The organism is Pseudomonas sp. 15A4, assembly GCF_016925575.1.
GTDB lineage: Bacteria > Pseudomonadota > Gammaproteobacteria > Pseudomonadales > Pseudomonadaceae > Aquipseudomonas.
The window spans coordinates 2,949,503-2,973,045 of the sequence record NZ_CP068986.1; the positions used below are offsets into that span (position 1 = coordinate 2,949,503).

At 61.8% G+C, this 23,543-nt stretch carries 20 protein-coding genes and 4 pseudogenes; 12 read left to right on the forward strand and 12 right to left on the reverse strand.

Annotated features, from left to right (window positions below; translation table 11 throughout):
* The first annotated feature begins 74 nt into the window (after positions 1-74).
* The 10 genes and pseudogenes from ccmA to JN403_RS13335 all read left to right on the forward strand — a co-directional run bounded on the left by ccmA (position 75) and on the right by JN403_RS13335 (position 7,681).
* Positions 75-710 (forward strand): cytochrome c biogenesis heme-transporting ATPase CcmA, encoded by a 636-nt coding sequence (ccmA, locus tag JN403_RS13290; RefSeq protein WP_205482731.1) that lies wholly within the window; start codon positions 75-77, stop codon positions 708-710.
* Positions 707-1,378 carry a heme exporter protein CcmB gene (ccmB, locus tag JN403_RS13295; protein ID WP_205482733.1) on the forward strand — a complete coding sequence of 224 codons (672 nt, stop codon included), beginning with the start codon at positions 707-709 and terminating at the stop codon, positions 1,376-1,378. Before ccmA ends, ccmB begins: the two co-directional genes overlap by 4 nt.
* Positions 1,379-1,543: 165 nt before the next feature.
* Positions 1,544-2,323: a heme ABC transporter permease gene (locus JN403_RS13300; RefSeq protein ID WP_205487309.1), complete on the forward strand. Its 780-nt coding sequence runs from the start codon at positions 1,544-1,546 to the stop codon at positions 2,321-2,323.
* The gene (gene ccmD, locus JN403_RS13305; RefSeq protein WP_122536811.1) at positions 2,320-2,496 is read left to right on the forward strand and encodes a heme exporter protein CcmD; all 177 of its coding nucleotides are present in this window, start codon (positions 2,320-2,322) and stop codon (positions 2,494-2,496) included. The genes JN403_RS13300 and ccmD overlap by 4 nt, the downstream gene beginning before the upstream one ends.
* Positions 2,493-2,959, forward strand: a pseudogene (gene ccmE, locus JN403_RS13310) (cytochrome c maturation protein CcmE); the annotation flags it as partial. The gene ccmD and the pseudogene ccmE, both read left to right, overlap by 4 nt.
* Positions 2,960-2,969: 10 nt before the next feature.
* Positions 2,970-4,943, forward strand: coding sequence for a heme lyase CcmF/NrfE family subunit (locus tag JN403_RS13315; protein WP_205482735.1), 1,974 nt, complete (start codon positions 2,970-2,972; stop codon positions 4,941-4,943).
* Positions 4,940-5,476 carry a DsbE family thiol:disulfide interchange protein gene (locus tag JN403_RS13320; RefSeq protein WP_205482737.1) on the forward strand — a complete coding sequence of 179 codons (537 nt, stop codon included), beginning with the start codon at positions 4,940-4,942 and terminating at the stop codon, positions 5,474-5,476. Before JN403_RS13315 ends, JN403_RS13320 begins: the two co-directional genes overlap by 4 nt.
* 74 nt (positions 5,477-5,550) lie before the next feature.
* Positions 5,551-6,021, forward strand: a complete 471-nt coding sequence (locus JN403_RS13325) for a cytochrome c-type biogenesis protein (protein WP_240356972.1) — start codon at positions 5,551-5,553, stop codon at positions 6,019-6,021.
* Positions 6,018-7,222, forward strand: a pseudogene (ccmI, locus tag JN403_RS13330) (c-type cytochrome biogenesis protein CcmI). The gene JN403_RS13325 and the pseudogene ccmI overlap by 4 nt, the downstream one beginning before the upstream one ends.
* Positions 7,223-7,252: 30 nt before the next feature.
* Positions 7,253-7,681: a hypothetical protein gene (locus JN403_RS13335; RefSeq protein WP_122622861.1), complete on the forward strand. Its 429-nt coding sequence runs from the start codon at positions 7,253-7,255 to the stop codon at positions 7,679-7,681.
* A gap of 1,025 nt (positions 7,682-8,706) precedes the next feature.
* Here the strand turns inward: JN403_RS13335 and JN403_RS13340 are convergent.
* From JN403_RS13340 to JN403_RS13355, 4 genes are all read right to left on the reverse strand, one after another.
* Positions 8,707-9,708 (reverse strand): sulfate ABC transporter substrate-binding protein, encoded by a 1,002-nt coding sequence (locus tag JN403_RS13340; RefSeq protein ID WP_205482741.1) that lies wholly within the window; start codon positions 9,706-9,708, stop codon positions 8,707-8,709.
* 133 nt (positions 9,709-9,841) lie between these two features.
* Entirely contained in the window at positions 9,842-10,708 is an 867-nt protein-coding gene (locus JN403_RS13345) for an ion transporter (protein ID WP_122622628.1), read from the reverse strand.
* Positions 10,709-10,753: 45 nt separating this feature from the next.
* The gene (locus JN403_RS13350; RefSeq protein WP_205482743.1) at positions 10,754-11,635 is read right to left on the reverse strand and encodes an urea transporter; all 882 of its coding nucleotides are present in this window, start codon (positions 11,633-11,635) and stop codon (positions 10,754-10,756) included.
* A 714-nt stretch (positions 11,636-12,349) separates the two neighbouring features.
* A complete protein-coding gene (locus JN403_RS13355; RefSeq protein ID WP_205482745.1) occupies positions 12,350-13,981 on the reverse strand; it encodes a methyl-accepting chemotaxis protein in 1,632 nt (543 codons plus the stop codon).
* 542 nt (positions 13,982-14,523) lie between these two features.
* On the opposite strand from JN403_RS13355, the gene JN403_RS13360 reads away from it, so the two are divergent.
* A complete protein-coding gene (locus JN403_RS13360; protein ID WP_205482746.1) occupies positions 14,524-14,922 on the forward strand; it encodes a response regulator in 399 nt (132 codons plus the stop codon).
* Positions 14,923-14,924: 2 nt separating this feature from the next.
* Here the strand turns inward: JN403_RS13360 and JN403_RS13365 are convergent, their stop codons facing one another.
* On the reverse strand, positions 14,925-15,533 hold the full coding sequence (locus tag JN403_RS13365) for a TetR/AcrR family transcriptional regulator (RefSeq protein ID WP_172612830.1): 609 nt from the start codon (positions 15,531-15,533) through the stop codon (positions 14,925-14,927).
* A 224-nt stretch (positions 15,534-15,757) separates the two neighbouring features.
* Between JN403_RS13365 and JN403_RS13370 the strand changes: the two genes are divergently transcribed.
* On the forward strand, positions 15,758-15,982 hold the full coding sequence (locus JN403_RS13370) for a hypothetical protein (protein WP_065988731.1): 225 nt from the start codon (positions 15,758-15,760) through the stop codon (positions 15,980-15,982).
* 136 nt (positions 15,983-16,118) lie between these two features.
* Here JN403_RS13370 and JN403_RS13375 read toward each other — a convergent pair whose 3' ends face one another.
* The 7 genes and pseudogenes from JN403_RS13375 to puuE form a co-directional block, all read right to left on the reverse strand.
* Positions 16,119-16,907 (reverse strand): hypothetical protein, encoded by a 789-nt coding sequence (locus JN403_RS13375; protein WP_122622634.1) that lies wholly within the window; start codon positions 16,905-16,907, stop codon positions 16,119-16,121.
* 356 nt (positions 16,908-17,263) lie between these two features.
* Positions 17,264-18,519 (reverse strand): annotated as a pseudogene (locus JN403_RS13380) (nucleobase:cation symporter-2 family protein).
* Positions 18,520-18,742: 223 nt separating this feature from the next.
* Positions 18,743-20,103 (reverse strand): annotated as a pseudogene (locus tag JN403_RS13385) (urate hydroxylase PuuD).
* 48 nt (positions 20,104-20,151) lie between these two features.
* Positions 20,152-20,655, reverse strand: coding sequence for an ureidoglycolate lyase (locus JN403_RS13390; protein WP_122622636.1), 504 nt, complete (start codon positions 20,653-20,655; stop codon positions 20,152-20,154).
* A gap of 169 nt (positions 20,656-20,824) precedes the next feature.
* Entirely contained in the window at positions 20,825-21,820 is a 996-nt protein-coding gene (gene alc, locus JN403_RS13395) for an allantoicase (protein WP_205482747.1), read from the reverse strand.
* Positions 21,821-21,861: 41 nt separating this feature from the next.
* Positions 21,862-22,377: a 2-oxo-4-hydroxy-4-carboxy-5-ureidoimidazoline decarboxylase gene (gene uraD / locus JN403_RS13400; RefSeq protein WP_205482748.1), complete on the reverse strand. Its 516-nt coding sequence runs from the start codon at positions 22,375-22,377 to the stop codon at positions 21,862-21,864.
* Positions 22,374-23,300 (reverse strand): allantoinase PuuE, encoded by a 927-nt coding sequence (gene puuE, locus JN403_RS13405; protein ID WP_205482749.1) that lies wholly within the window; start codon positions 23,298-23,300, stop codon positions 22,374-22,376. The genes uraD and puuE overlap by 4 nt, the downstream gene beginning before the upstream one ends.
* Positions 23,301-23,543 lie beyond the last annotated feature (243 nt).

Genomic DNA, 23,543 nt, shown 5'->3' on the forward strand with positions numbered 1-23,543 from the left:
AGCTGCATCAGTATAACGGCCGTCATGATCCCGACTTGAACCGCCGTGCCGCTGCTACTGAAAAGAAGGTCCCCATGCCGATCCCCGTTCTTGAAGCCGTGGCGCTGACTTGCGAGCGTGACTGGCGCCTGCTGTTCGAGCACCTCGAATTGCGGCTGAGCGCAGGTGACATGGTGCAGATCAGCGGCCCCAACGGCAGCGGCAAAACCAGCCTGCTGCGCCTGTTGTGCGGGCTGATGCAGCCCACCGCCGGCAGTGTGCTTCTGGATGGCAAGCCCCTCGCCAGTCAGCGCAGCGAGTTGACCCGTCACCTGCTGTGGATCGGCCACGCCGCCGGCATCAAAGATTTACTCACCCCTCTGGAAAACCTCGCCTGGCTCTGCGCGCTGCACACGCCCGTGGAAAACGCCGACCTCTGGCGCGCCCTCGAAGCGGTCGGCCTGCGCGGCTTTGAAGACGTGCCGTGCCACACCTTGTCGGCGGGCCAGCGCCGTCGCGTGGCGCTGGCCCGCCTGTATTTGCCGGGCCCTCGCTTGTGGATGCTCGACGAACCCTTCACGGCGCTGGACAAACAGGGCGTCGCGCAACTCGAAGCGCACCTGGCGGCGCACTGTGAAAACGGCGGCGCCGTGGTGCTGACCACCCACCACACCCTGAGCCGCACGCCTTCAGGCTATCGCGATCTGGACCTGGGGCAGTGGGCGGCATGAGTCAGGTGTTTACCCTGCTGATCGCCCGGGAAGCGCGCCTGCTGTTTCGGCGCCCGGCCGAGCTGCTTAACCCGCTGGTGTTCTTCGCCATCGTCATCGCGCTGTTTCCCCTGGCCGTCGGCCCTGACACGCAACTGCTGCAGCGCCTGTCGCCAGGGTTGGTGTGGGTGGCCGCGCTGTTGTCCGTGCTGCTGTCGCTGGACGGCCTGTTCCGCAGCGATTTCGAAGACGGCTCCCTCGAACAGTGGGTGCTGTCGTCGCAGCCGCTGGCGCTGCTGGTGCTGGCCAAAGTGCTGGCGCACTGGGCGTTTTCCGGGCTGGCGCTGGTGTTGCTGTCTCCGCTGCTGGCGCTGATGCTGGGCCTGCCCACCGCGTGTCTGCCGGTCCTGCTGCTGTCGCTGCTGCTGGGCACGCCGGTGCTGAGCCTGCTCGGCGCGGTGGGCGCGGCGTTGACCGTAGGGCTCAAGCGCGGCGGTCTGCTGTTGGCGTTGTTGATCCTGCCGCTGTACATCCCCGTACTGATTCTGGGCAGCGGCGCGTTGCAGGCTGCACTTGAGGGCATGCCCGCGACCGGTTATCTGCTTTGGCTTGGCAGCCTGACCGCACTGGCGGTAACCCTGACGCCTTTTGCAATTGCCGCTGGTTTGAAGATCAGCGTTGGCGAATAATCGCACCCTGACCGAGCGGACAGTTTTTCCGCCGGCAGGTCCTGGACGCTTCAGTCATAAGAAGCGCCTCGCCCTGATAGCGCCTCTGGCGGAGACGCACTGTGATAACGAGCACCGTGATGAAAAGGCAGCATGATGAACACAAGCGCCAAGGCTAAAGGCGGCATGAGTTGGGGCTGGTTCCACAAACTCGGTTCGCCCAAATGGTTTTACGGCATCAGCGGCCGTCTGCTGCCGTGGCTGAGCATTGCTGCCGCGCTGTTGATCGGCATCGGCGTGGTCTGGGGCCTGGCGTTCGCGCCGCCCGACTACCAGCAAGGCAACAGCTTTCGCATCATTTATATCCACGTGCCGGCGGCAATGCTGGCGCAGTCCTGCTACGTGATGATGGCCGTGTGCGGCGTAGTCGGGCTGGTCTGGAAAATGAAGATGGCCGACGTCGCGCTTCAATGTGCGGCGCCCGTCGGTGCGTGGATGACCGCCCTGGCGCTGGTCACCGGCGCGATCTGGGGCAAGCCGACGTGGGGCTCGTGGTGGGTCTGGGACGCGCGCCTGACGTCGATGCTGATTTTGCTGTTTCTGTACTTCGGCCTGATCGCGCTGGGCAACGCCATTACCAACCGCGACAGCGCCGCCAAGGCCTGCGCCGTGCTGGCCATCGTCGGCGTGATCAACATCCCGATCATCAAATACTCGGTGGAATGGTGGAGCACCCTGCACCAGGGCGCGACCTTCAGCTTGACGGAAAAACCCGCCATGCCTGCCGAAATGTGGCTGCCGCTGCTGTTCACCGGTCTGGGGTTTTACTGCTTCTTCGGTGCGGTGCTGCTGATGCGCATGCGCCTGGAAGTGCTCAAGCGCGAGGCCCGCGCCGGGTGGGTCAAGGATGAGTTGATGAAGCACTCAGGCCGCCCAGCGTCACCTCGCCATGGAGCCGAACGATGAGCTTCGAGTCTTTCAGCGATTTTCTCGCCATGGGCAAGCACGGTCTGTATGTCTGGTCGGCTTATGGCATCTGCTTCACCGTGCTGGCGATCAACGTGCTGGCACCGGTTGTCGCGCGTCGGCGTTACCTGCAACAAGAGGCGCGTCGTCTGCGCCGGGAGAGCATTACGTGAATCCGCTGCGAAAAAAGCGCCTGTTGATCATCCTGGCGATCCTCGCCGGGGTCGGCATCGCGGTCAGCCTTGCACTCAGCGCGCTGAAGGAAAACATCAACCTGTTCTACACCCCGACCCAGATCGCCGGCGGCGAAGCGCCCCGTGATACGCGAATTCGCGCCGGTGGCATGGTGGTTCAGGGCTCGCTGCAGCGCTCGCCGGATTCCCTGGACGTCACCTTTGCCGTCACCGATTTCAACAAGTCGGTGCCCATCACCTATCGCGGCATCCTTCCGGACCTGTTCCGCGAAGGGCAGGGCATCGTTGCGCTCGGCAAGCTCAATGCCGACGGCGTGGTCGTCGCCGATGAAGTACTGGCCAAACACGATGAGAAATACATGCCGCCGGAAGTCGCCAAAGCGCTGAAAGACAGCGGCCAGCTCGCGCCCGCCACGACGCCCGCCGCTCTCCCGGACAAACAGGGGTAAACGATGATTCCCGAACTCGGCCATCTGGCCATGATTTTGGCCCTGTGTTTCGCCATCGTGCAGGCCAGCGTGCCGCTGCTGGGCGCCTGGCGCGGCGACCGCCTGTGGATGAGCCTCGCCCAGCCCGCCGCCTGGGGTCAGTTTGCATTCCTGGTGTTTGCCTTCGGTTGCCTGACCCATTCGTTCATGGTCGACGATTTTTCCGTGGCCTACGTCGCTGAAAACTCCAACAGCGCGTTGCCGTGGTACTACAAATTCAGCGCTGTCTGGGGCGCACACGAAGGGTCGTTGCTGCTCTGGGCGCTGATCCTCGGTGGCTGGACCTTCGCCGTGTCTATCTTCTCCCGGCAATTGCCCCAGGTCATGCTCGCCCGCGTACTGGCGGTGATGGGCATGATCAGCGTTGGCTTTCTGCTGTTTCTGATCCTCACTTCCAACCCCTTCACCCGCATCCTGCCGCAGATTCCCCAGGACGGCCGCGACCTCAACCCGTTGCTCCAGGACATCGGCCTGATCGTCCACCCGCCGATGCTGTACATGGGTTATGTCGGGTTCTCCGTGGCCTTCGCCTTCGCCATCGCCGCTTTGCTTGGCGGTCGGCTTGATGCGGCATGGGCGCGCTGGTCGCGGCCGTGGACCATCGTTGCCTGGGCCTTCCTCGGCATCGGCATCACCCTGGGTTCGTGGTGGGCCTATTACGAACTCGGCTGGGGCGGCTGGTGGTTCTGGGACCCGGTAGAAAACGCCTCGTTCATGCCATGGCTGGTGGGCACGGCGCTGATTCACTCCCTGGCGGTCACGGAAAAACGCGGCGTGTTCAAGAGCTGGACCGTGCTTCTGGCCATCGCGGCCTTTTCGTTGAGCCTGCTCGGTACCTTCCTTGTGCGCTCCGGCGTACTAACGTCGGTGCACGCCTTCGCCTCTGACCCGGCCCGTGGCGTGTTCATTCTGATCTTCCTGCTGATGGTGGTGGGCGGCTCACTGACGCTATTTGCCATCCGCGCGCCGGTGGTGAAAAGCCATGTCGGCTTTGGCCTGTGGTCCCGGGAAACCCTGCTGCTGGGCAATAACCTCGTGCTCGTCGTGGCCGCGTCGATGATCCTGCTCGGCACGCTGTACCCATTGGTGCTGGATGCGTTGAGCGGGGCGAAGATGTCGGTCGGCCCGCCGTATTTCAATGCGTTGTTCGTGCCGCTGATGGGGCTGCTCATGGCAGTCATGGCGGTGGGCGTGCTGGTGCGCTGGAAGGACACGCCGGTCAAGTGGCTGCTGAGCATGCTCGCGCCGGTGTTGGTCGGCAGCGCGGTCTTGGCGGTCATCGCCGGTTTCGCCATGGCCGACTTCCATTGGGCGGTGCTTGCCACCTGTTTGCTGGCGGCCTGGGTGTTGCTGGCCGGCGTGCGCGACCTGTTCGACAAGACACGCCACAAAGGCCTGCTCAAGGGCGCTCGCTCGCTGACCCGCAGTTACTGGGGTATGCAGGTGGCGCACCTCGGCATCGCAGTGCTGGCGCTGGGCGTTGTGTTGTCGAGCCAGAACAGCGCTGAGCGCGACCTGCGCATGGCCCCTGGCGAGTCGGTAGAACTGGGTGGCTATATGTTTGTCTTTGAGGGTGCCCAGCATTACCAGGGCCCGAACTTCACCTCCGACCGCGGCACCCTTCGCGTGCTGGAAGACGGCAAGGAAATCACCGTGCTGCACCCGGAAAAACGCCTGTACACGGTGCAGCGTTCGATGATGACCGAGGCCGGCATCGACGCCGGTTTTACCCGCGATCTGTACGTGGCGCTGGGCGAACCGCTGGAAAACGGCGCGTGGGCGGTGCGTGTCCACGTCAAGCCGTTCGTGCGCTGGATCTGGTTCGGCGGGCTCATCACCGCGCTGGGCGGTCTGCTGGCAGCGCTGGATAAACGTTATCGCGTCAAGGTCCGTACGAAGGTGCGTGACGCATTGGGCCTTACGGGAGCGGCGGTATGAAGCGCTGGATGTTGCTCGGTCCGCTGGTGCTGTTCCTTGGCATGGCGGGGTTGCTGTATCGAGGCTTGTATCTGGATCCGTCGGAATTGCCGTCGGCGCTGATCGGCAAGCCGTTCCCTGAATTCAGTTTGCCTGCGGTGCAGGATGGCAAGCCCCTGACTCGCGCCGACCTGCTTGGCAAACCGGCATTGGTCAACGTCTGGGGCACCTGGTGCGTGGCCTGCCGCGTCGAGCACCCGGTGCTGACCAAACTGGCGCAACAGGGCGTGGTGATCTACGGCGTCAATTACAAGGATGTGAACGCCGAAGCGCAGAAGTGGCTCAAGGACTTTCACGATCCGTATCAGCTGAACATCAATGATGAGGCCGGCAGCCTGGGGCTGAATCTGGGTGTGTATGGCGCGCCTGAGACCTTTCTGATCGATGGGAAGGGCGTCATTCGTTACAAGCATGTCGGCGTGATCGACGAGACCGTGTGGCGCGAGAAGCTGGCGGGGCAGTATCAGGCGCTGGTGGATGAGGGCTCAGAATGATCAGCCGGCATGATGTGGCGGCTGTTCGGGCCTCTTCGCGAGCAAGCTCGCTCCCACAGGTTGGGCTGCGTTGGATTCGGCGGCTGGCGGCTGCTGCGGTATTGGCGCTGGGTTTTGCAGGTGTGGCCCAGGCAGCGATTGATGCGTACACCTTCAAGGACGACGCCGAGCGGGCTCGCTACACCGAACTGACTCGCGAGCTGCGCTGCCCGAAGTGCCAGAATCAGGACATCGCCGATTCCAACGCGCCCATCGCGGCCGACCTGCGCAAAGAAATCTACCGCATGCTTGGCGAAGGCCGAAGCAATCAACAGATTATCGATTTCATGGTCGATCGCTACGGCGAGTTCGTGCGTTACAAGCCCGAGCTCAATGCCCACACTTGGCTGCTCTGGTTCGGTCCGGCCGGGCTGCTGCTGGTCGGCGCGGTGTTGATTGGTGTGATTGTCGTGCGCCGTCGCCGCTCAGACCGCGAAGACGCCGACGTGCTTTCCGACGAGGAGCGTCAGCGCCTCGCCCACTTGCTGGATAAAAACCGCGAATGATCGATTTCTGGATGGCCGCCGGCCTGTTGTTGCTGGCGGCCCTGAGTTTTCTGCTGATACCGGTGTTGCGCGGCCGTCGCGCGCAGACTGAAGAAGATCGCACCGCCCTCAACGTCGCCTTGTATCAGGAACGCATCACCGAGCTGCAAACGCAGCAGGAGGAGGGCGTTCTCTCGTCGGCGCAACTGGACGGCGGTCGCGCCGAGGCTGCCCGTGAATTGCTTGCCGACACCGAAGGCGTGGGTCCCGAGCGGGTGTCCCGCCTGGGCAAGCCGCTGCCGTTGCTCGCCGCGATTCTGGTCCCGGTGTTGGCGTTGGGCCTGTATCTGCATTTCGGCGCGTCGGACAAGGTCGAGCTGACGCGGGAATTTTCCCAGCCACCGGGCTCGCTGGCGCAGATGATCGAGCGCCTGGAGCGCGCGGTCAAGGCGCAGCCGGATTCAGCCGAGAGCGCGTATTTCCTCGCTCGGACCTACATGGCCCAGGATCGCCCGGCCGATGCCGCGCGGATGTTCGAGCGCGCGGCCAAGCTGGCCGGCCGTCAGCCCGAACTGCTGGGGCAATGGGCCCAGGCTCTGTATTTCGCTGGCAACAAGGCCTGGACCCCGCAGATCCAGGGGATCGTCGAAGAAGCGCTGAAGTTGAATCCCAAGGAAGTCACCAGCCTGGGCCTGATGGGCATCAACGCCTTCGAAAGCCAGCAGTTTGATCAGGCGGTGAGCTACTGGACGCGGTTGCTGGCGGTATTGCCGCCGGACGATCCCTCCGCGGGGCGCTGGAAGGCGGGATCAAACGCGCCCGTGACAAGCTCGTACGAAGCGGCGGCACGCTTGAAAACACCCCGCCGGTGGCGGTGCAGGGCGCGCATCTGAAGGTACGTGTCACGCTGTCGGAGACATTGAAAGCCAAAGTGCAGCCAGGCGACACGGTGTTTGTGTTTGCCCGCGCGGTGTCAGGCCCGCCGGCGCCGCTGGCGGTCAAGCGCGTGACCGTGGCCGACTTGCCAGTGGAAGTCGAGCTGACTGACGCCGACGCGATGATGCCGCAGCTGAAACTGTCGAACTTTGCCGAAGTCCAACTCGTGGCTCGGGTGTCCCGTGCCGGTCAGCCCACAGCGGGCGAATGGGTCGGTCGTAGCCAGCCGTTGCCGAGCAACGTGACGGCGCTGCAGGCCCTGACCATCGACAGCCCCGATCAGTAATCCCGTTAACGCAGCGAGTAGAGAGTCCTTATGTATCGCGTCGCCCGTTTTGCCTTGTTGACTCTGGTGGTGGGATTGACCGCAGCCTGTGCGGTGCAACATCCGGGGTCCCGGAGCTCCGAACAGAGTTCCGAGCCGATCCCGACCATGCCCGGCCCGTCGCCGACCCCGCAGCCCGGCACCCCGCGCACGGCGCCGCAGACACCGCCGTCGACGCCGATTCCCGCACCAGGTCCGAAAACTTCTTCACACTTCGCCCCGCCGCCGGGTGGCAACAGCCACTGGGATGCGCGCCTGGGTGTGCATGTGCTGGATAACGTGCCGAATACCTTCTACCGCCAGCGCACGTATTATCGCTGGAACAACGGCTGGACCTGGTCGACCTCGCCAAGCGGGCCTTGGCAGGAGACTGATGCCAGCGGTGTGCCGCCGGGGTTGAGCAAACAGTTCGGGAATTGATTCCTGCTTCTGCGAGATCAAGGTCCTTAAGATCAAGATCAAGATCAAGGGCGTCTGCCTGGGGGCAGACCGTTTCGCCTTCGGCGAGTTACTTGGAAAAGCACCCCAAGTAACCAAGGGTGCTTGCTCCTGGTTGGGCCCTTCGTTCCTCAGGGTTCCTTCACTCCGGTCCCGCTCCGTGGGCCTGCCGCCATCCGCCATCCATGGCGGGGGCGGCTCTCGCGGCATCCATGCCGCTCGGCCCACTGCGCGAGACCTGCGTTCAGCCTGCACCAAAGTCGCGTTTGGCCGTGACTGAGCCTTTTGTGTATGAAGATCAAAAGCGCTTAGTAGGACCGGCTTTAGCCGGGAAGCCTTTGATCTTGATCGTCCCCACGCTTCGCGTGGGAATGCACCCCTGACGCTCCGCGTCACCGGTCTCACTGGCTGCACGCAGTGCTTTTTGTGGGACCGGCTTCAGCCGGGAAGAGGCCAGTTTGCTCACCATCAATTCCGATCGTTCCCATGCTCCGCGTGGTAACGCCGCCCTGGACGCTCCGCGTCCCGCTGACGACGCGCATTCAAGCCGGGTGAGGTGACGCGGAGCGTCACGGGATGCATTTCCACGCGGAGCGTGGGAACGATCAACGATCATCAATTTCGCGGCGTGCCTGCTGATGCTTTTCCGGCTAAAGCCGGTCCTACTGATCGCGCATACTTGTAGGACCGGCTTAAGCCGGGAAGCCCTTGATCTGCCTTCGCTTTTGATCTTCATGCGCATAACGCCCAGACGACACCCATCGCGACTTGGGTGCAGGCTGAACGCAGGTTTTGCGGAGTGGGCCGAGCCGCAGGGATGCGGCGAAAGCGCCGTCAGGACATGGATGTCCGTTCGGCGCGGGCCCACGGAGCAAGACCGGAGTGAAGGAACCCCGAGGGACGAGGGGCCCAACCAGGAGCAACAGCCCTTGGTTACTTGGGGCTTTATCAAGTAACTCGCCGAAGGCGAAACAGTCTGCCGTTAGGCAGACGTTCTTGATCTTGGTTTATTTCGCCGGATAGATCTGATCAAACACCCCGCCATCATTGAAGTGGGTCTTCTGCACGGTGCGCCAGTCGCCGAAGGTTTTTTCCACTGACAGGAAGTCCACTTTCGGGAAACGGTCGTTGTACTTGGCCAGCACCGCCGGATCCCGTGGGCGCAAGTAGTTGGCGGCCGCGATTTCCTGTCCTTCTGGCGACCACAGGTACTTCAGGTATTCCTCGGCCACCGCGCGGGTGCCTTTCTTGTCGACCACTTTGTCCACCACGCTGACGGGCGGTTCGGCTTCGGCGGACACGCTCGGATAGACCACTTCGAACTGATCGCGACCAAACTCACGGGCGATCATTTCCGCTTCGTTCTCGAAGGTCACCAGCACGTCGCCGATGTGGTTGGTCATGAACGTGGTGGTCGCGCCGCGGCCGCCGGTGTCGAGCACGGGCACGTGGCTGAACAGCTCGCCGACGAACTTCTTCGCGGCCGCTTCATCGCCGCCGTTCTTCAGCGTGTAGCCCCAGGCCGAGAGGTAGGTGTAGCGGCCGTTGCCCGAGGTTTTCGGGTTGGGCACCACCACTTCAACGCCCTCCTTGACCAGGTCCGGCCAGTCCTTCAGCGCCTTCGGGTTGCCCTTGCGCACGATGAACACCGTGGCCGAGGTGAACGGCGCGCTGTTGTTCGGCAGGCGGGTGACCCAGTCCTTCGGCACCAGCTCGCCGTTGTCGGCCAGCGCGTTGATGTCGGTGGCCATGTTCATGGTGATGACATCGGCAGGCAGGCCGTCGATCACCGACCGCGCCTGCTTGCTCGACCCGCCGAAGGACATCTGAATCGTCGCGTTTTCCTTGTGCTCGGCTTCCCAGTGCTTCTGGAATGCAGCGTTGTAGTCCTTGTAAAAATCGCGCATCACGTCATACGACACGTTGAGCAACGACGGCGCGGCGGCCTGTGCAGCGCTGCCCAGGGCCAGTCCTGCGGCGAGCAGGGAAGCGGCGAAGATCTTTTTCACTGTGAATTCCTTGTGGCGTTGAGCAGGGGCGTTTAGTGATTCGCTCTTGAAAGAGCCGTTGTTATAACCAAGCGCGATGGCGAATTGCTGGCGACTATAACCAAAGTCCCCAGCGGCCCAATAGATCAAAAACTCATGTGCTTATGTCCCGTTGCACGTCTGCCGGTGCAGGCATCGCACCGAGCTTGGGAAACAGCGCATTGCCGCAGCGCGAACAGAACGCCGCGTTGGGTTCATGGGCGTTCTTGGCGCAGACCGGGCAGTCGTGCTGCAGCTGATCGCCGCGCATGGCATTGGCCAGTTCGGCGGTGAAAATCCCGGTCGGCACGGCGATGATCGAGTAACCGGTGATCATCACCAGCGACGACAGAATCTGCCCGATCGGGGTCTTCGGCACAATGTCGCCAAAGCCCACCGTGGTCAGCGTGACGATCGCCCAATAGATGCCCTTTGGAATGCTGGTGAAGCCGTGCTCCGGCCCTTCGACGACGTACATCAGCGTCCCGAACACCGTCACCAGCGTCGACACGGTGGCGAGAAACACAATGATCTTCTGTTTGCTGCCCCGCAGGGCCGCCAGCAAATAGTTGGCCTGCTTCAGATAGGGGCTGAGCTTGAGCACGCGGAAGATCCGCAGCATCCGCACTACGCGCACGATTAGCAGGTACTGCGCGTCGCTGTAATAGATCGCCAGGATGCCCGGCACGATCGCCAGCAAATCGATCAGGCCGTAGAAGCTGAACGCGTACTTGAGGGGCTTGGGCGAGCAGTACAGGCGCAGCAGGTACTCGACCGCGAAGATGAAGGTGAAGGTCCACTCGATCCAGGCCAGGGGCGCAGCGTAGTTCCGGTGAACGGCCTCGATGCTGTCGATGATCGCCACGAGCAGGCTGCAGAGAATGAGCACCAGCAGGATCTTGTCGAAGCGTCGGCCGGGTTTGGTGTCACTTTGAAAAATGATGATGCGTAGCTGTTCGCGCCAGCTGATGTTGCTGTCCATGGGGTCGTTCCGCGTGCAAGGTCGGCAGAGCGTGGGACAAAGCGCTCAGGAGCGCAACCTGTCATCACCGATAGCCTGACGCAGCAGCCGGGCGCTGGCCTGCACCAGCCAGCAGGCCAGAATGAACGGCGCGGTGAGGGTCTCAAGCCCCATGGCTGCAAAGCCCGGCTGTAACAGAATCGACAGCGCAATGGCGCTCGCCGGTAACCAGGGGCTGTGCGGCGCCTGACTGAAGGCCAGTCCGGCCAGCGCCGGGTTATAGCCGCACAGGCCGGGCAGCGGCAAATCGGGCTGCGACTGCCACAGCACGAAGGCGACGCCGCTGATGCAGCCGATAAATGCCCAGAGCGCGGCGCGCCGATTGGCGATCAGCAGCCCGACACCGATCAGCAGCCCAGCCAGCGGATGATCAAGCAGAAACACCTGACCAAAACCCAGCGGCAGCGCGTGGATCGGACTTACGTCTGCGACGCCGGCTGAAGTCGGCTCGATAAACATCACTAACAACCAGCCAAACAGCACGAAGGGCGCGGTGTAGGCGTTGAGGCACGTAGCGCGCGGCGTGCGTTCCAGCCAGGCGTGCATCAGCATCGCGCTGAGTCCGCCGCAGGCAATGGTCAGCAGCGGCACCAGCGGCGACCACTCGACCTGAGAGCCGATCAACAGCCCGAGCAAAACGCCGTTGTAGCTATAAAGGCCGGCCTGGCGCCTGACTTTCGGGTACCCGCGCCGTTGCGCCGTGAGCAACCCGGCGACAGCCCCGAGCAGCGCGCCGCCCAGGGAGGAGGGCGCGCTGATCAGAATCGCCAACAGACAGAAAACCCCGCAGACGGGGCTGCGTTGCAGCAGCACCTGACTGAAACCGTTGAGTAGGGCTTCGGCCCAGTCAGGGCAATGGTGGGGGCATCGGGTGAGAATGGTTGGCATATATGTATTCAATATTTGTATTTATTGTATACATAATGACTTGAGGTACGTAGTTCAGCAAGGTTGTAGGCAAGCTACATCCGCTTCATCGCCACTCTCGCTGACACACCGCATATCCCTGTAGGACCGGCTTCAGCCGGGAAAGCGTCAGGCGCCACACCGCAAAATTGATGGCGTCGAAACGGGCCTCTTCCCGGCTAAAGCCAGTCCTACGAAAACACCGCGTACCCCTGTGGGACCGGCTTTAGCCGGGAAAGCGTCAGGCGCCACACCGCAAAATTGATGGCGTCGAAACGGGCCTCTTCCCGGCTAAAGCCAGTCCTACGAGAACACCGCATACCCCTGTGGGACCGGCTTTAGCCGGGAAAGCGTCAGGCGCCACGCCGCAAAATTGATGGCGTCGCAACGGGCCTCTTCCCGGCTAAAGTCGGTCCTACGAAAACACCGCATACCCCTGTGGGACCGGCTTTAGCCGGGAAAGCGTCAGGCGCCACACCGCAAAATTGATGGCGTCGAAACGGGCCTCTTCCCGGCTAAAGCCAGTCCTACGAGAACACCGCATACCCCTGTGGGACCGGCTTTAGCCGGGAAAGCGTCAGGCGCCACACCGCAAAATTGATGGCGTCAAAACGGGCCTTCCCGGCTAAAGCCAGTCCTACGAAAACACCGCGGACCCCCGTGGGGACCGGCTTCAGCCGGGAAGGCGTCAGTCGTTTAAACCCGAAACTGCCGCAACAACCCATTCAGCTGTTCACTCAACCCCTTGAGCTGATGGCTCGCCGCGCTGGACTGTTCCGCCGCCACCGCCGTGCTCTGGGACAACTGCGCCGCCTGGGTGACGTTCTGGTTGATGTCTTCCACCACGTGGGATTGCTCAAGGGTCGCGCTGGCAATGGAGGCGTTGAGGCCGTTGAGGTTGCGCAGTGCCTGGCTGATCGAGGTCAGGCTTTTGCCGGCCAGATTGGCCTGCTCGATGGTCAGCTGCGACGAACGACTGCTGTCGGCGATGACTTTCACCGCCGCATCCGAATGCGCCTGCAGGCGCTCGATCATTGCCTGGATTTCCGCCGTGGATTTCTGCGTGCGCTGGGCCAGCAGGCGTACTTCGTCTGCCACGACGGCGAAGCCACGGCCCTGATCACCGGCGCGGGCGGCTTCGATGGCGGCGTTGAGCGCCAGCAGGTTGGTCTGCTCGGCAATCGAACTGATCACCTCCAGCACGCCGCCGATTTGCGTGCTTTCGCTGGCCAGCGTGCGAATCACTTCCACGGCCTGATCGATCGTCCCGGACAGGTGCCCGATCTGCTTCAGGCTGCTGTCGATGTTGGCCTGACCCTGCTGCGCCTGGGACTCGGCGTTGCGCATCTCGCTGGCGGCGTGCTCGGCGTTCTTCGCCACGTCCTGCACGCCGTAAGTGACCTCATTGACCGCCGTGGCCACCTGCTCCATCTGCAACGACTGCTGCTGGCTGCGTTCCTGGGCTTGTATCGCATTGCTGCCCAGCTCACTGGACGCCTGACCAAGGCCGACGGCCGAGGATTGCAACTCGCTGACGACGCCACGCAACTTGGCGGTAAACGCGTTGAAGTGCCGGGCCAGTTGGGTGACTTCGTCGTTGCCCTGGGTTGCCAGGGTGCGGGTCAGGTCGCTTTCCCCGCTGGCAATGCTAGCCATCGCCTCGACGGTGGCCTTGAGCGGGCCGGCGATGCTGCGCGCGATCAGAATCAACAGCAGCGCCATGATCAGAATGATCCCGGCACTGATCGACAGCGCTTTGACCACCTGCTTGTAGAACTCGGCCTGCACGTCATCGATGTACACGCCGGAGCCGATGATCCAGCCCCACGGCGCGAACAGCGAAATGTAGGAGGTCTTGCCGACCGCGTCAGTGGCGCCGGGCTTGGGCCAGCGGTAGTTGACCATGCCGGCGCCTTTGGCCTTGGCCAGGGTCACCATCTCGTTGAAGACCTGAAAGCCGTCCGGGTCCTTGATACCCGAAAGGTCCTGACCCACCAGTTTGGGGTTGGCCGGGTGCATGATCATCACCGGGCGCAGGTCGTTGATCCAGAAATAGTCGGTCTTGTTGTAACGCAGCCCGCGAATGGCATCCATCGCCTGCTGCTGCGCTTGTTCGCGGGTGAGGGTCCCGGCGGTTTCCAGGCCATGGTAGAAATCGAGCAGGCCGCTGGCGGTCTGCACCACGTGCATGGTCTTGATGGTTTTGGCTTCGTACAAATCGTCGTGGATCTGCTTGAGCATCGCCGCCGCCAGTGTAAACAGCATCACCACGGCGACGATGAGAATAAGCCACAAACGCCGGCTGATCGAGAGATTGCGCATATTCATGATCGTCACTCCGCTTCTTTATTCTTCTTGTTCGGGCAGGCCGCCCTCTTAACGCTTGCACGACAGCGCATTGACCGGCGCCCTCTAACGAAGGGAAGCCACGGTGTCATTAAGCATCTCGGCCTGACCGGTATAAACCTGAGCAAGGACGCAGGGGACTGACACAGGTATAGCGAAAGGCTTACACGACCTGAGGAACTTGGCTCTAGGTTGTGACACGTGCTCGCGGTACATTGGATCCATCAACTGCAGCAACGGACCGCTGCAGGATCAAGGACGATCGACCGTTGCCAGGCATTGGCGGCCAACAGGAAGTTGGACGGTGTTGCACAAACCCGCTTCGGCGGGTTTTTTATTGCCTGCGATTTGGCGAACACCCTTGTGTACCCATTCATTTGCCAAATCTGTACAACGTTTCGACCAAATGTTGCTTCCCGATGGAATTTCCGGCGCTTGCGCCGCTCACAGTACGGACTACACCCGAGTCCAGGACAGGGCCGGCCGGGAAGGCATGGGAAATAATTATTGTGGATGTGGCGCAAATGGCAGCAGACGTACCAAACATGGGACTCATTCTGGTGGTTGAGGACGAGGAAATCATTCGCGAGTTTGTGTGCGAGATCCTCGCTGATGAAGGCTTCGCCACCCATGCGATGGAGACTGCAGACGAGGCGGCGACGTACCTCGAAAGCAACTCAGGCGACGTGGCGCTCCTTCTCACCGATATCCTCATGCCGGGTAGCTTGAACGGTGCGGACCTTGCGAACCTGTCGAGCAACAAGTACCCGCACATTCCGATCCTGATCATGTCAGGTCATGAAACGCCAGAGAGCTCCGGTGTCGTAAATCCGGTCGTGTTCATCCGCAAGCCCTGGAGCTTCGGCCAGCTGTTACAAGGCGTGAACAAGGCCCTGGGCTATGACAAAGAAGAAAGCTACTGACTTCAGCGGTCTGGCTCACACCCTTTGAGCACCAGCCGGATGATGGTCTGGGCGGCGGCTTCGTAATCAGCGTCGTCCAGGCTTGCTTTGCCCGTCACCGTGGAAATCTGCCAGTCGAAGTCCGCATAGGTCTGGGTCGCGGCCCAAATGCTGAACATCAGGTGATGGGGGTCGATCGGCGCAATCAGGCCGTCATCGATCCAGCCCTGAATGCATTCGATGTTGTGCCGGGCCTGTCCATTGAGTTGCTCAACTTGTTCGGGTGTCAGATGCGGCGCGCCGTGCATGATCTCGCTGGCAAACACCTTTGAGGCGAAGGGCAGGTCGCGGGAGATGCGGATCTTCGAGCGGATATAACGCGTCAACACATCAGCGGGCACGCCCTCGCGATTGAATGGCGTCGACGCCTGCATGATCGGCTCGATGATGCTTTCGAGCACCTCGCGATACAGGTTGTCCTTGGATTTGAAGTAGTAATAGACGTTGGGCTTGGGCACACCCGCCTTGGCGGCGATGTCGCTGGTCTTGCTGGCGGCGAACCCCTTGTCGGCAAATTCCTCGCTGGCTGCGCGCAGGATCAGTTCTTTGTTGCGCTCGCGGATGCTGCTCATAAACCGGTCTGTCCTTGCCTGCTCGGCGGTGGCGAATGTTAGCACCGGCCTCGCGGCAGGCTCAACATTGTCACTGCCACCCGACCCCGTCCCTTTGCCGCACCGGCTTGCCGCTGTTTCAATGGCGCGCCAGTGGTATTGTGTGGCGGGTTGTACCGGGAGCATTAGCAGAACTGGCGCCTTATCAAGGCTGAACGCGTATTCGGTGGCGAGGTGTCGGCAGCATGAACAGCCCATTGTTTTCCAGCGTCGTTGCGTATGCGCAGCATTGCGAGCGGCAGCTGGTTGAAATCCTGCACCGCCGGCCGACGCTCGACCGGCAGCAGGTCATGACCTGGGTCGACGAGCAGAGTCATGCGATGAAGGACCGGGATCCCCTCGACCTGTTGCGCTCGCTGAACGCGAGGGTGCGAGCGGGCAAGCCGCTGCCGTGGGAAGGGCATTCCTGAAAGGGGGTTGTCAGCAGGCCTGGGGAAAGTGAGCGCCGGATCAGCCACCCGCCCGGGTGCCTGATCCGTTGCGTTTCACGCCGATTGATAACGATCTTGCCGGTCAGCCAGTAGCCGGCGTCAGATCAACCTTTACTTAGAAGAACACTTTCACCAGCAAACTCGCGGTGTTCTGGTCGGTGTCGAAAGAGCGCGTGTCGTTGATGCCGTACTTGTTGCTCCAGTAATCGTATTCGACGCCCACATACAACTGCCGGTCCGGAAGATTAAGCGCCTTGCCCAGGTCGTATTTGATCTGCGGGTTGAAGTGCAGGTTGGAGTGGTAATCGCCTTTGCTGTTGGACTGTTTGTTGTCCACGACCCAGTCCATGAAACCGTCGATGAGAATGTCGGACTTGCCCACCGGAATCGTGTAAGACCACACCGGGGTAATCTGCCAGGCACCGTAACCGGCGCGGTGGCCGTCGTTGTAACGCTTGTAGAAGTTCAGCTGGAAATAATCGAAGCCGGGGATCTTCAAGTCAAAACCCGGGCCGATGAGGTACGACTCGACATCGCCTTCGCCAAACTCGTACGTCGTCGCCAACAACACGTCAGTGATCGGCCCCAGCTGAAACGTCTGATCGAAGATCTTGCCCAGGGACAGGCGAGGGGAAATCTCCCCGTACGTCGATGCATTGCCCAGGCTGCCGTCTTTTTTGCCGTTGTAGCTGATGTAATCGAGGAACACGAAGTTATCGCCGTATTTCCAGCCATCGGCATGTTCGTAGGTGAACGTCTGCTGGTTCTCAGGGTTCACGGCGAAGTTCTTGCCGTAAAGGTAAGTCAGGCTGTTGCTCTGCCACTGCAGCAGATCACCCGACATGGCAGGCGCGGCGGCCAGCAGGCTACTGGCGGCCATCAGGCTGGAAAGCGTGCGGTTCATGTAAGACTCCCTTGGATTGACGTCGTGGTTTTTTCGAACGGACGCTCTGTTATGGCGCCTTGGGTTTAATTAACTAAGTTGTCTGTTTGGTCAGCTTTGAGTGAATAGCAAGAGCTGAGCCAACACCTTGAAAAAAGACGAAAAAGTCCTGCCGGCTGTTTAAAGAACAGTCGATTGGTGGTTTTTTCGATGCCGTTTGGAAGATGCACGGCCTGATCGGAGAGTTGTCCGGTCAGTCAGGTTAGTTGCAGTGTTGTTATTGGACTGAATTCGAGCGGCGGCGGAGGATACTGACTCGCGCAGCGGTGCTCAAGTGCTCTGTCACAGAGCACTCCCGTCGAAAACAGGGCAACCCCTCAATGTGAATGCAGCGGCCCGGCCATCGCTGCGCGCTCGGCACCGCCCAGCACGTTGAACAGCAGGTTCAGCAGCACGGCGCTCAATGTCGCCATGGCGATGCCGCTGTGGGTGATCGGCCCCATCCACTGTGGCAGCTGGCTGAAAAACTCCGGTCTTACCACCGGGATCAGGCCCATGCCGATGCTCACCGCGACCAGCAGCTGATTACGCCGATCGGCGATGTCCGCCTCCTGAAGGATCTTGATCCCGGTGGTGGCGACCATGCCGAACATCGCGATGGCCGCGCCGCCCAGTACGGCGGGCGGAATCGAGGCCACAAGATAGGCCGCTTTCGGCAGCAGGCTGAGTAGGATGAGAAACCCGCCCGCGACGATAGTCACCGAGCGGCAGCGCACGCCGGTCATCTGCACCAGACCGATGTTCTGCGCAAACGAGGAATGGGTGAAGGTGTTGAGAAAGCCCGCAAGAAACGAGGCGGCCGCGTCGCACAGCAACCCCCGGCGCAACATGCCCGGCGTGACTTCGCGGTCGGTGATCTTGCCCAGCGCGAGGAACATCCCCGTCGATTCGACAAAAATGATCACCACCACCAGGCACATCGACAGGATCGGCGCGAGGCTGAATTGCGGCAGGCCGAAGTGCAGGGGCGTGACCACCTTCAGCCATTCGGCCTGACCCAGACCACTGAGGTCGACCATGCCGATGAAGCCGGAGAGGATGTAGCCCAGGCCCATACCGATCAGCACCGAGATGTTGACCCAGAAGCCGCGCATGAAGCGGTTGATCAGCAGAATCGTCAGCAACACCAGCGCGGCGACGCCGAGGTAGATCGGGTCGCCGAAGCTCACCGCCTTGCTGCCGCCGCCCGCCCAGTTGACCGCCACCGGAAACAGCGACAGGCCGATGGAAGTGATCACGGTGCCGGTCACCAGCGGCGGGAAGAAGCGCACGATTTTCGACATGAACGGGGCGATCAGCATGCCGAAAAAGCCTGCAGCGATGGTCGCGCCGAAGATCCCCGGCAGGCCGACGCCGCTCATCCCGGCCATCGCCACCATGCTGCCGACGGCGGCGAAGCTGGCGCCCATCATGATCGGCATGCGGATGCCCAGCGGACCGATGCCCAGGGACTGCACCACCGTGGCGATGCCGGCGACCAGCAGGTCGGCGTTGATCAGAAAGGCGATTTCTTCCCGGAAAGCCCGGCGGCCTGGCCGATGATCAGCGGCACCGCAACGGCACCGCCGTACATCAACAGGACGTGTTGCAGGCCCACCAGAATCAGTTGCAGCAGTGGCAGGGGCTGTCGTGGCGGCGCGGCAGGGATGCGCGCGTGAGTTGACTCGGACATGCAACACCTCATTTGTTCTTATTTTGGGGTTGAAGCGGGTGGAGCGGTTAGCTGCAAGCTACAAGCTAAAGCCGACCGCTTACTGCTTCTAGCTTGTGGCTTGCCGCTTGCCGCTTGCAGCTGCTTAGTTCGTCTGCGCCCCCTTATCAATCCATTGCCCCAGCAGGTCACGTTCCTGTTGGGTCATCTGGGTGATGTTGCCCAGCGGCATGATCTGCGCAGTCACGGCCTGGGCCTGAATGCGCGGGGCGAGTTGCTGGATCTGTTGCGGCGTGTCGAACATGATCCCGGCCGGCGCGCTGCTGAACAGCGGGCTGGTGGGTTTGGCGGAATGGCAGACGGTGCAGCGCTCCTGAATCACGCTGTGGACCTTCTCGAAATCCACGCCGCCGCCGCTGCTGGCTTGCGCCGGTTGGGCCGCGGCCTCTGCGGCAGGTGCCGGTTGGGGGCAGCGGGCGCAGTTGCAGGCGCAGCGGCGACAGGCGCTGGCGCGACCTCAGGCTTCGGCTCATCAGCGCGATGACCGCCAATGGCCGTACCCGGCAGCGGCTGGTACTGAATTTTCTCCGCCACGTCCGGGCCACGGGTCATTTGCGCCGGGCCGGTGACGTAGGCCAGGCAAATCATTCCCAGTGCCCCGACCGGCAAGGCCCAGGCGTATTTGTGGCTGTCGTGACGGGTGTTGAAGAAGTGACGCACCAGCACCGCACACACCGCGATCCCGGCCAGAATCAGCCAGTTGTACTGACTGCCGTAGGTGCTCGGGAAGTGGTTGCTGATCATGATGAACAGCACCGGCAGGGTGAAGTAGTTGTTGTGCCGTGAACGCAGCAGGCCTTTGGCAGGCAGCGACGGGTCCGGCGTGCGGTTCTCGGCGATGGCGGCAACCAGCGCGCGCTGGGCCGGCATGATGATGCGCAGCACGTTGCCGACCATGATGGTGCCGATGATTGCGCCAGTGTGCAGGTAAGCCGCCCGCCCGCTGAACACCTGGCTGAAGCCGAAGCAGGCCGCGATCACCAGCACGAACAGTACGAGGCCCAACAGGGCGGGGCGCTTGCCCAAGGGCGAATCGCAGAGGATGTCGTAGATCGTCCAGCTGGCGATCAATGAACCGACGCCGATGGCGATGCCGGCGCCGCCGCTCAGCGTGCTGCCGGGCGCCAGCAGGTAAAGGGTGGGGTTGGAATAGAACACGATGCACAGCAGTGCGACGCCCGACATCCAGGTCCAGTAGGCTTCCCATTTGAACCAGTGCAGGTCGTCCGGCATGGTGGGCGGGGCCAGTTTGTACTTTTCCAGGTGGTAGATACCGCCGCCGTGAATCGCCCAGAGGTCGCCCGACAGCCCGTCACGGGGGTTGGCGCGGTTGAGGTTGTTCTCCAGCCAGACGAAATAAAAGGACGCGCCAATCCAGGCGATCCCGACGATCATGTGAATCCAGCGCACGCCCAGATTCATCCACTCCATCAGATGTGCAGCCACAGTCTTTACCCTTTGCCTTCCACCGCTTAACGGGTGGTCGGGCCCTTCTTATAGTTGGGGATCGAGAACCATCTTCTGACTCTCTTCGAAGAAATGCTCATCGCAGTTGTTGCCATTGCCACTGCGATCAACCACCAGGAAGTCATCCCGCTTTTCGATCGTCAGCACCGGGTGGTGCCAGACGCCGCGATGGTAATTAACACCCTGCCTGCCATTGGTGATGAAGGCGCGGGTCAACTCGGGTTCAGGTGCATCGCCAAGTGGCGCGACCACGACCAGAAAAGGATGGCCGAGCAGCGGAATGAAGGCCTGGCTGCCCAGCGGATGGCGCTCCAGCATGCTGATGGTCAACGGCATGTCCAGCGCCTCGGCGCGGAAGATGCTGATGATCGCCTTGTCGTCCGGCGTGGCCGTTTCAACCTCGGCCAGACGGTGAAAGCGCATGGTCGAGCCGTTGTTGATCATGAAATGATCGCTGCCATCGGTTTCGATGACATCGCCGAACGGGGCGAAGGCTGCCTTGGTCAACGGCTCGATGATCAGTGTGCGCATGCGGGGTCTTCTGTTCTCTTGATTGACGAATCATCTGTAGGAGTGAGCTTGCTCGCGATTGCGATATCTGTAACGCCTGTGATGGCTGATCCGACGCTATCGCGAGCAAGCTCACTCCTACAGGTTCATGTGTTGTCCGTTCCCGCATTGTGTGAGAACGGTACCCTCGTTATTTCGCCACCTTGCCCAACACCCGCAACCGACTCACGCCGCCATCCGGGAACACGTTCAGGCGGATGTGGGTAATCGGCCCCAGCGCCTTGATCTGCTCAACGAAGGTGTGTTCGGCGTGCATTTCCAGCTTCTGGCTCGGCAGCAGTTCGCGCCAGAACAGGCTCTGGGTTTCAATCTGGCTGTCGGTGCCGCCTTTGACGAAGGCGGCCTGAATCGAGCAGCTGTCCGGGTAGTTGCCCTTGAAGTGCAGGGTGTCGACGACAATCTGCTCAACCTCGCCCGCATGTCCCAGCGCCACGATCACCCAGTCATTGCCAGGGGTGCGGCGACGGGCGGTTTCCCAGCCGTCGCCCATGTTCACGCCACGGCCGGGGTTGAGGATGTTGCTCATGCGCCCGAAATGCTCGTCGGAGCAGGCCAGCGCACGACCACCATTCAACGCAGCAGTAAGATCGATCTGCTCGTTGTCACCCACCGCCGACCAGTCCCGATGAGGCACGCCGTACACCCGCAGACGGGCCACGCCGCCGTCCGGGTAAATGTTGAAACGCAAATGACTGTAGGCCTTGGCGTCAGCGATCTCGTGGTAGTGGTGGCTGTCACCCTTGAGCTCGACGGCGGGCAGCACTTCGGTCCACTCGGTGTGCTCGTCCGGCTCGCCCGATGCCAGGAAGCACGCTTCCAGCGAGGCCGAGGGCGGGTAGTTGCCGGTGAAGAACGAGGTGTCGATGTCCACGCCCTTGATCGAACCGGCGACGCCCAGACGGATCACTGCACTGTCGTAACCTTCGAAGCGCTTGCGGCGCGACTCCCAGCCGTCCATCCACTTGCCGTTGTCGTCGAACACGCCTTCTTTCCAGACCGCAGGGGTCGGCTGGAACAGGCGGTTGGCGTCGGCGAACCAGTCATCGGTAACGGACAGGATCTTCGTCCCCAGACGCGCATCGGCCAGGTTGACGAACTTCTCGAAGGGTGCGGCGTAAGCTTTCATTCTTTTTGTCTGCCTTTGATAAGGGGCGTGGGAACGGTCGGTCAGAGGGCTTGCAGGCGGAACATCGCGATCTTGTTGATCTCGGCGAGGGCGCAGGCGAACTCGGCGTCGGCTGTGTTGTGAATGCGCGTTTCGAAGGCCGCGAGGATCTGATGCCGGTTGCTGCCTTTCACCGCCATGATGAAGGGGAACGCGAACTTGGCCTTGTAGGCGTCGTTCAGCTCGGTGAAGCGCTGAAACTCTTCGGCCGTGCATTGGTGGATACCGGCGCCAGCCTGTTCAGAGGTACTGGCTTCGGTCAGTTGGCCTTGCACGGCGGCTTTGCCGGCAAGGTCCGGGTGAGCGTTGATCAGCGCCAGTTGCGCGGCGTGATCGGCACTCAACAGGATGTCGCTCATGCGTGCGTGCAGCGTCTCGATCTCATCGAGCTCGTGCAGCTGGCCCCGGTCGTACGCCTGTTCGGCAACCCAGGGCGAGTGTTCGTAGATGTCAGCAAAAGCGTGAACGAATTCGTCGCGGCTGAGGGAAGAGGGCGTCAGGGTCTGAAAACGGCTCATTCGGCAGCTCCGTTGAAGGGATGAACCTGATGCCAGTGCCGCGCGATCTCGACGCGACGGGCGAACCAGACCTGCTCGTGGCCTTTGACGTACTGAAGAAAACGCTGCAGCGCCGCCAGTCGGGCAGGGCGGCCGATCAACCGGCAGTGCAGGCCGATCGACAGCATCTTCGGCGCCTCGGCGCCTTCGGCGTAGAGCACGTCGAAGGCGTCTTTCAGGTAATCGAAAAAGTCATCGCCCTTGTTGAATCCCTGCACCTGGGTGAAACGCATGTCGTTGGTGTCCAGGGTGTAGGGGATCACCAGATGCGGCTTGCCGGCGGGGGTGTTCGGCTCCCAATAGGGCAGGTCGTCGTCATAGGTGTCGCAGTCGTAGAGAAAACCGCCTTCCTCCATCACCAGTCGCCGGGTGTTGGGGCCGGTGCGCCCGGTGTACCAGCCCAGTGGACGCTCGCCGGTGAGCTCGGTAAGGATGCGGATCGCTTCGAGCATGTGCTCGCGCTCCTGGGCCTCGTCCATGTTTTGGTAGTCGATCCAGCGATAGCCGTGGCTGCAGATCTCATGGCCGGCGTCGACCATGGCGCGGATCACGTCCGGATGGCGCTGGGCGGCCATGGCCACCGCGAAAATGGTGAGCGGGATATCGAATTGCTTGAACAGCTTGAGCACGCGCCACACGCCGGCGCGGCTGCCGTATTCATAGAGCGATTCCATGCTCATGTTGCGCTGGCCCTGCAGCGGTTGCGCGGCGACCATTTCGGAGAGGAACGCTTCGGACTCCTTGTCGCCATGCAGAATGTTGCGCTCGCCGCCTTCCTCGTAATTGAGCACGAACGACAGCGCGATACGGGCATTGCCTGGCCAGCGGGGATGGGGCGGGTTACTGCCGTAACCGATCAGGTCGCGTGGGTAGTCGGCGCTCACTGCAATCTTCCTTATCTAGCCTGTGTTCTGTGGCGGTGGTCGTCGGGGCGATGCAGCAAGGTGCCGCGACGGTCGCTGCGATGGTGATATTGTATACAACTTTATTTACAACTTGTAACCCTGTTTTTTCACTTCCCGCCACTCTGGCCCTCATGGGACCACTGTGCAAGAAACCTGCCTGAGTGGTCAGATATGCCGCTTGTAATCGCGTATTCATCTGGCTTGTGTCGCTATCCGGGGCAC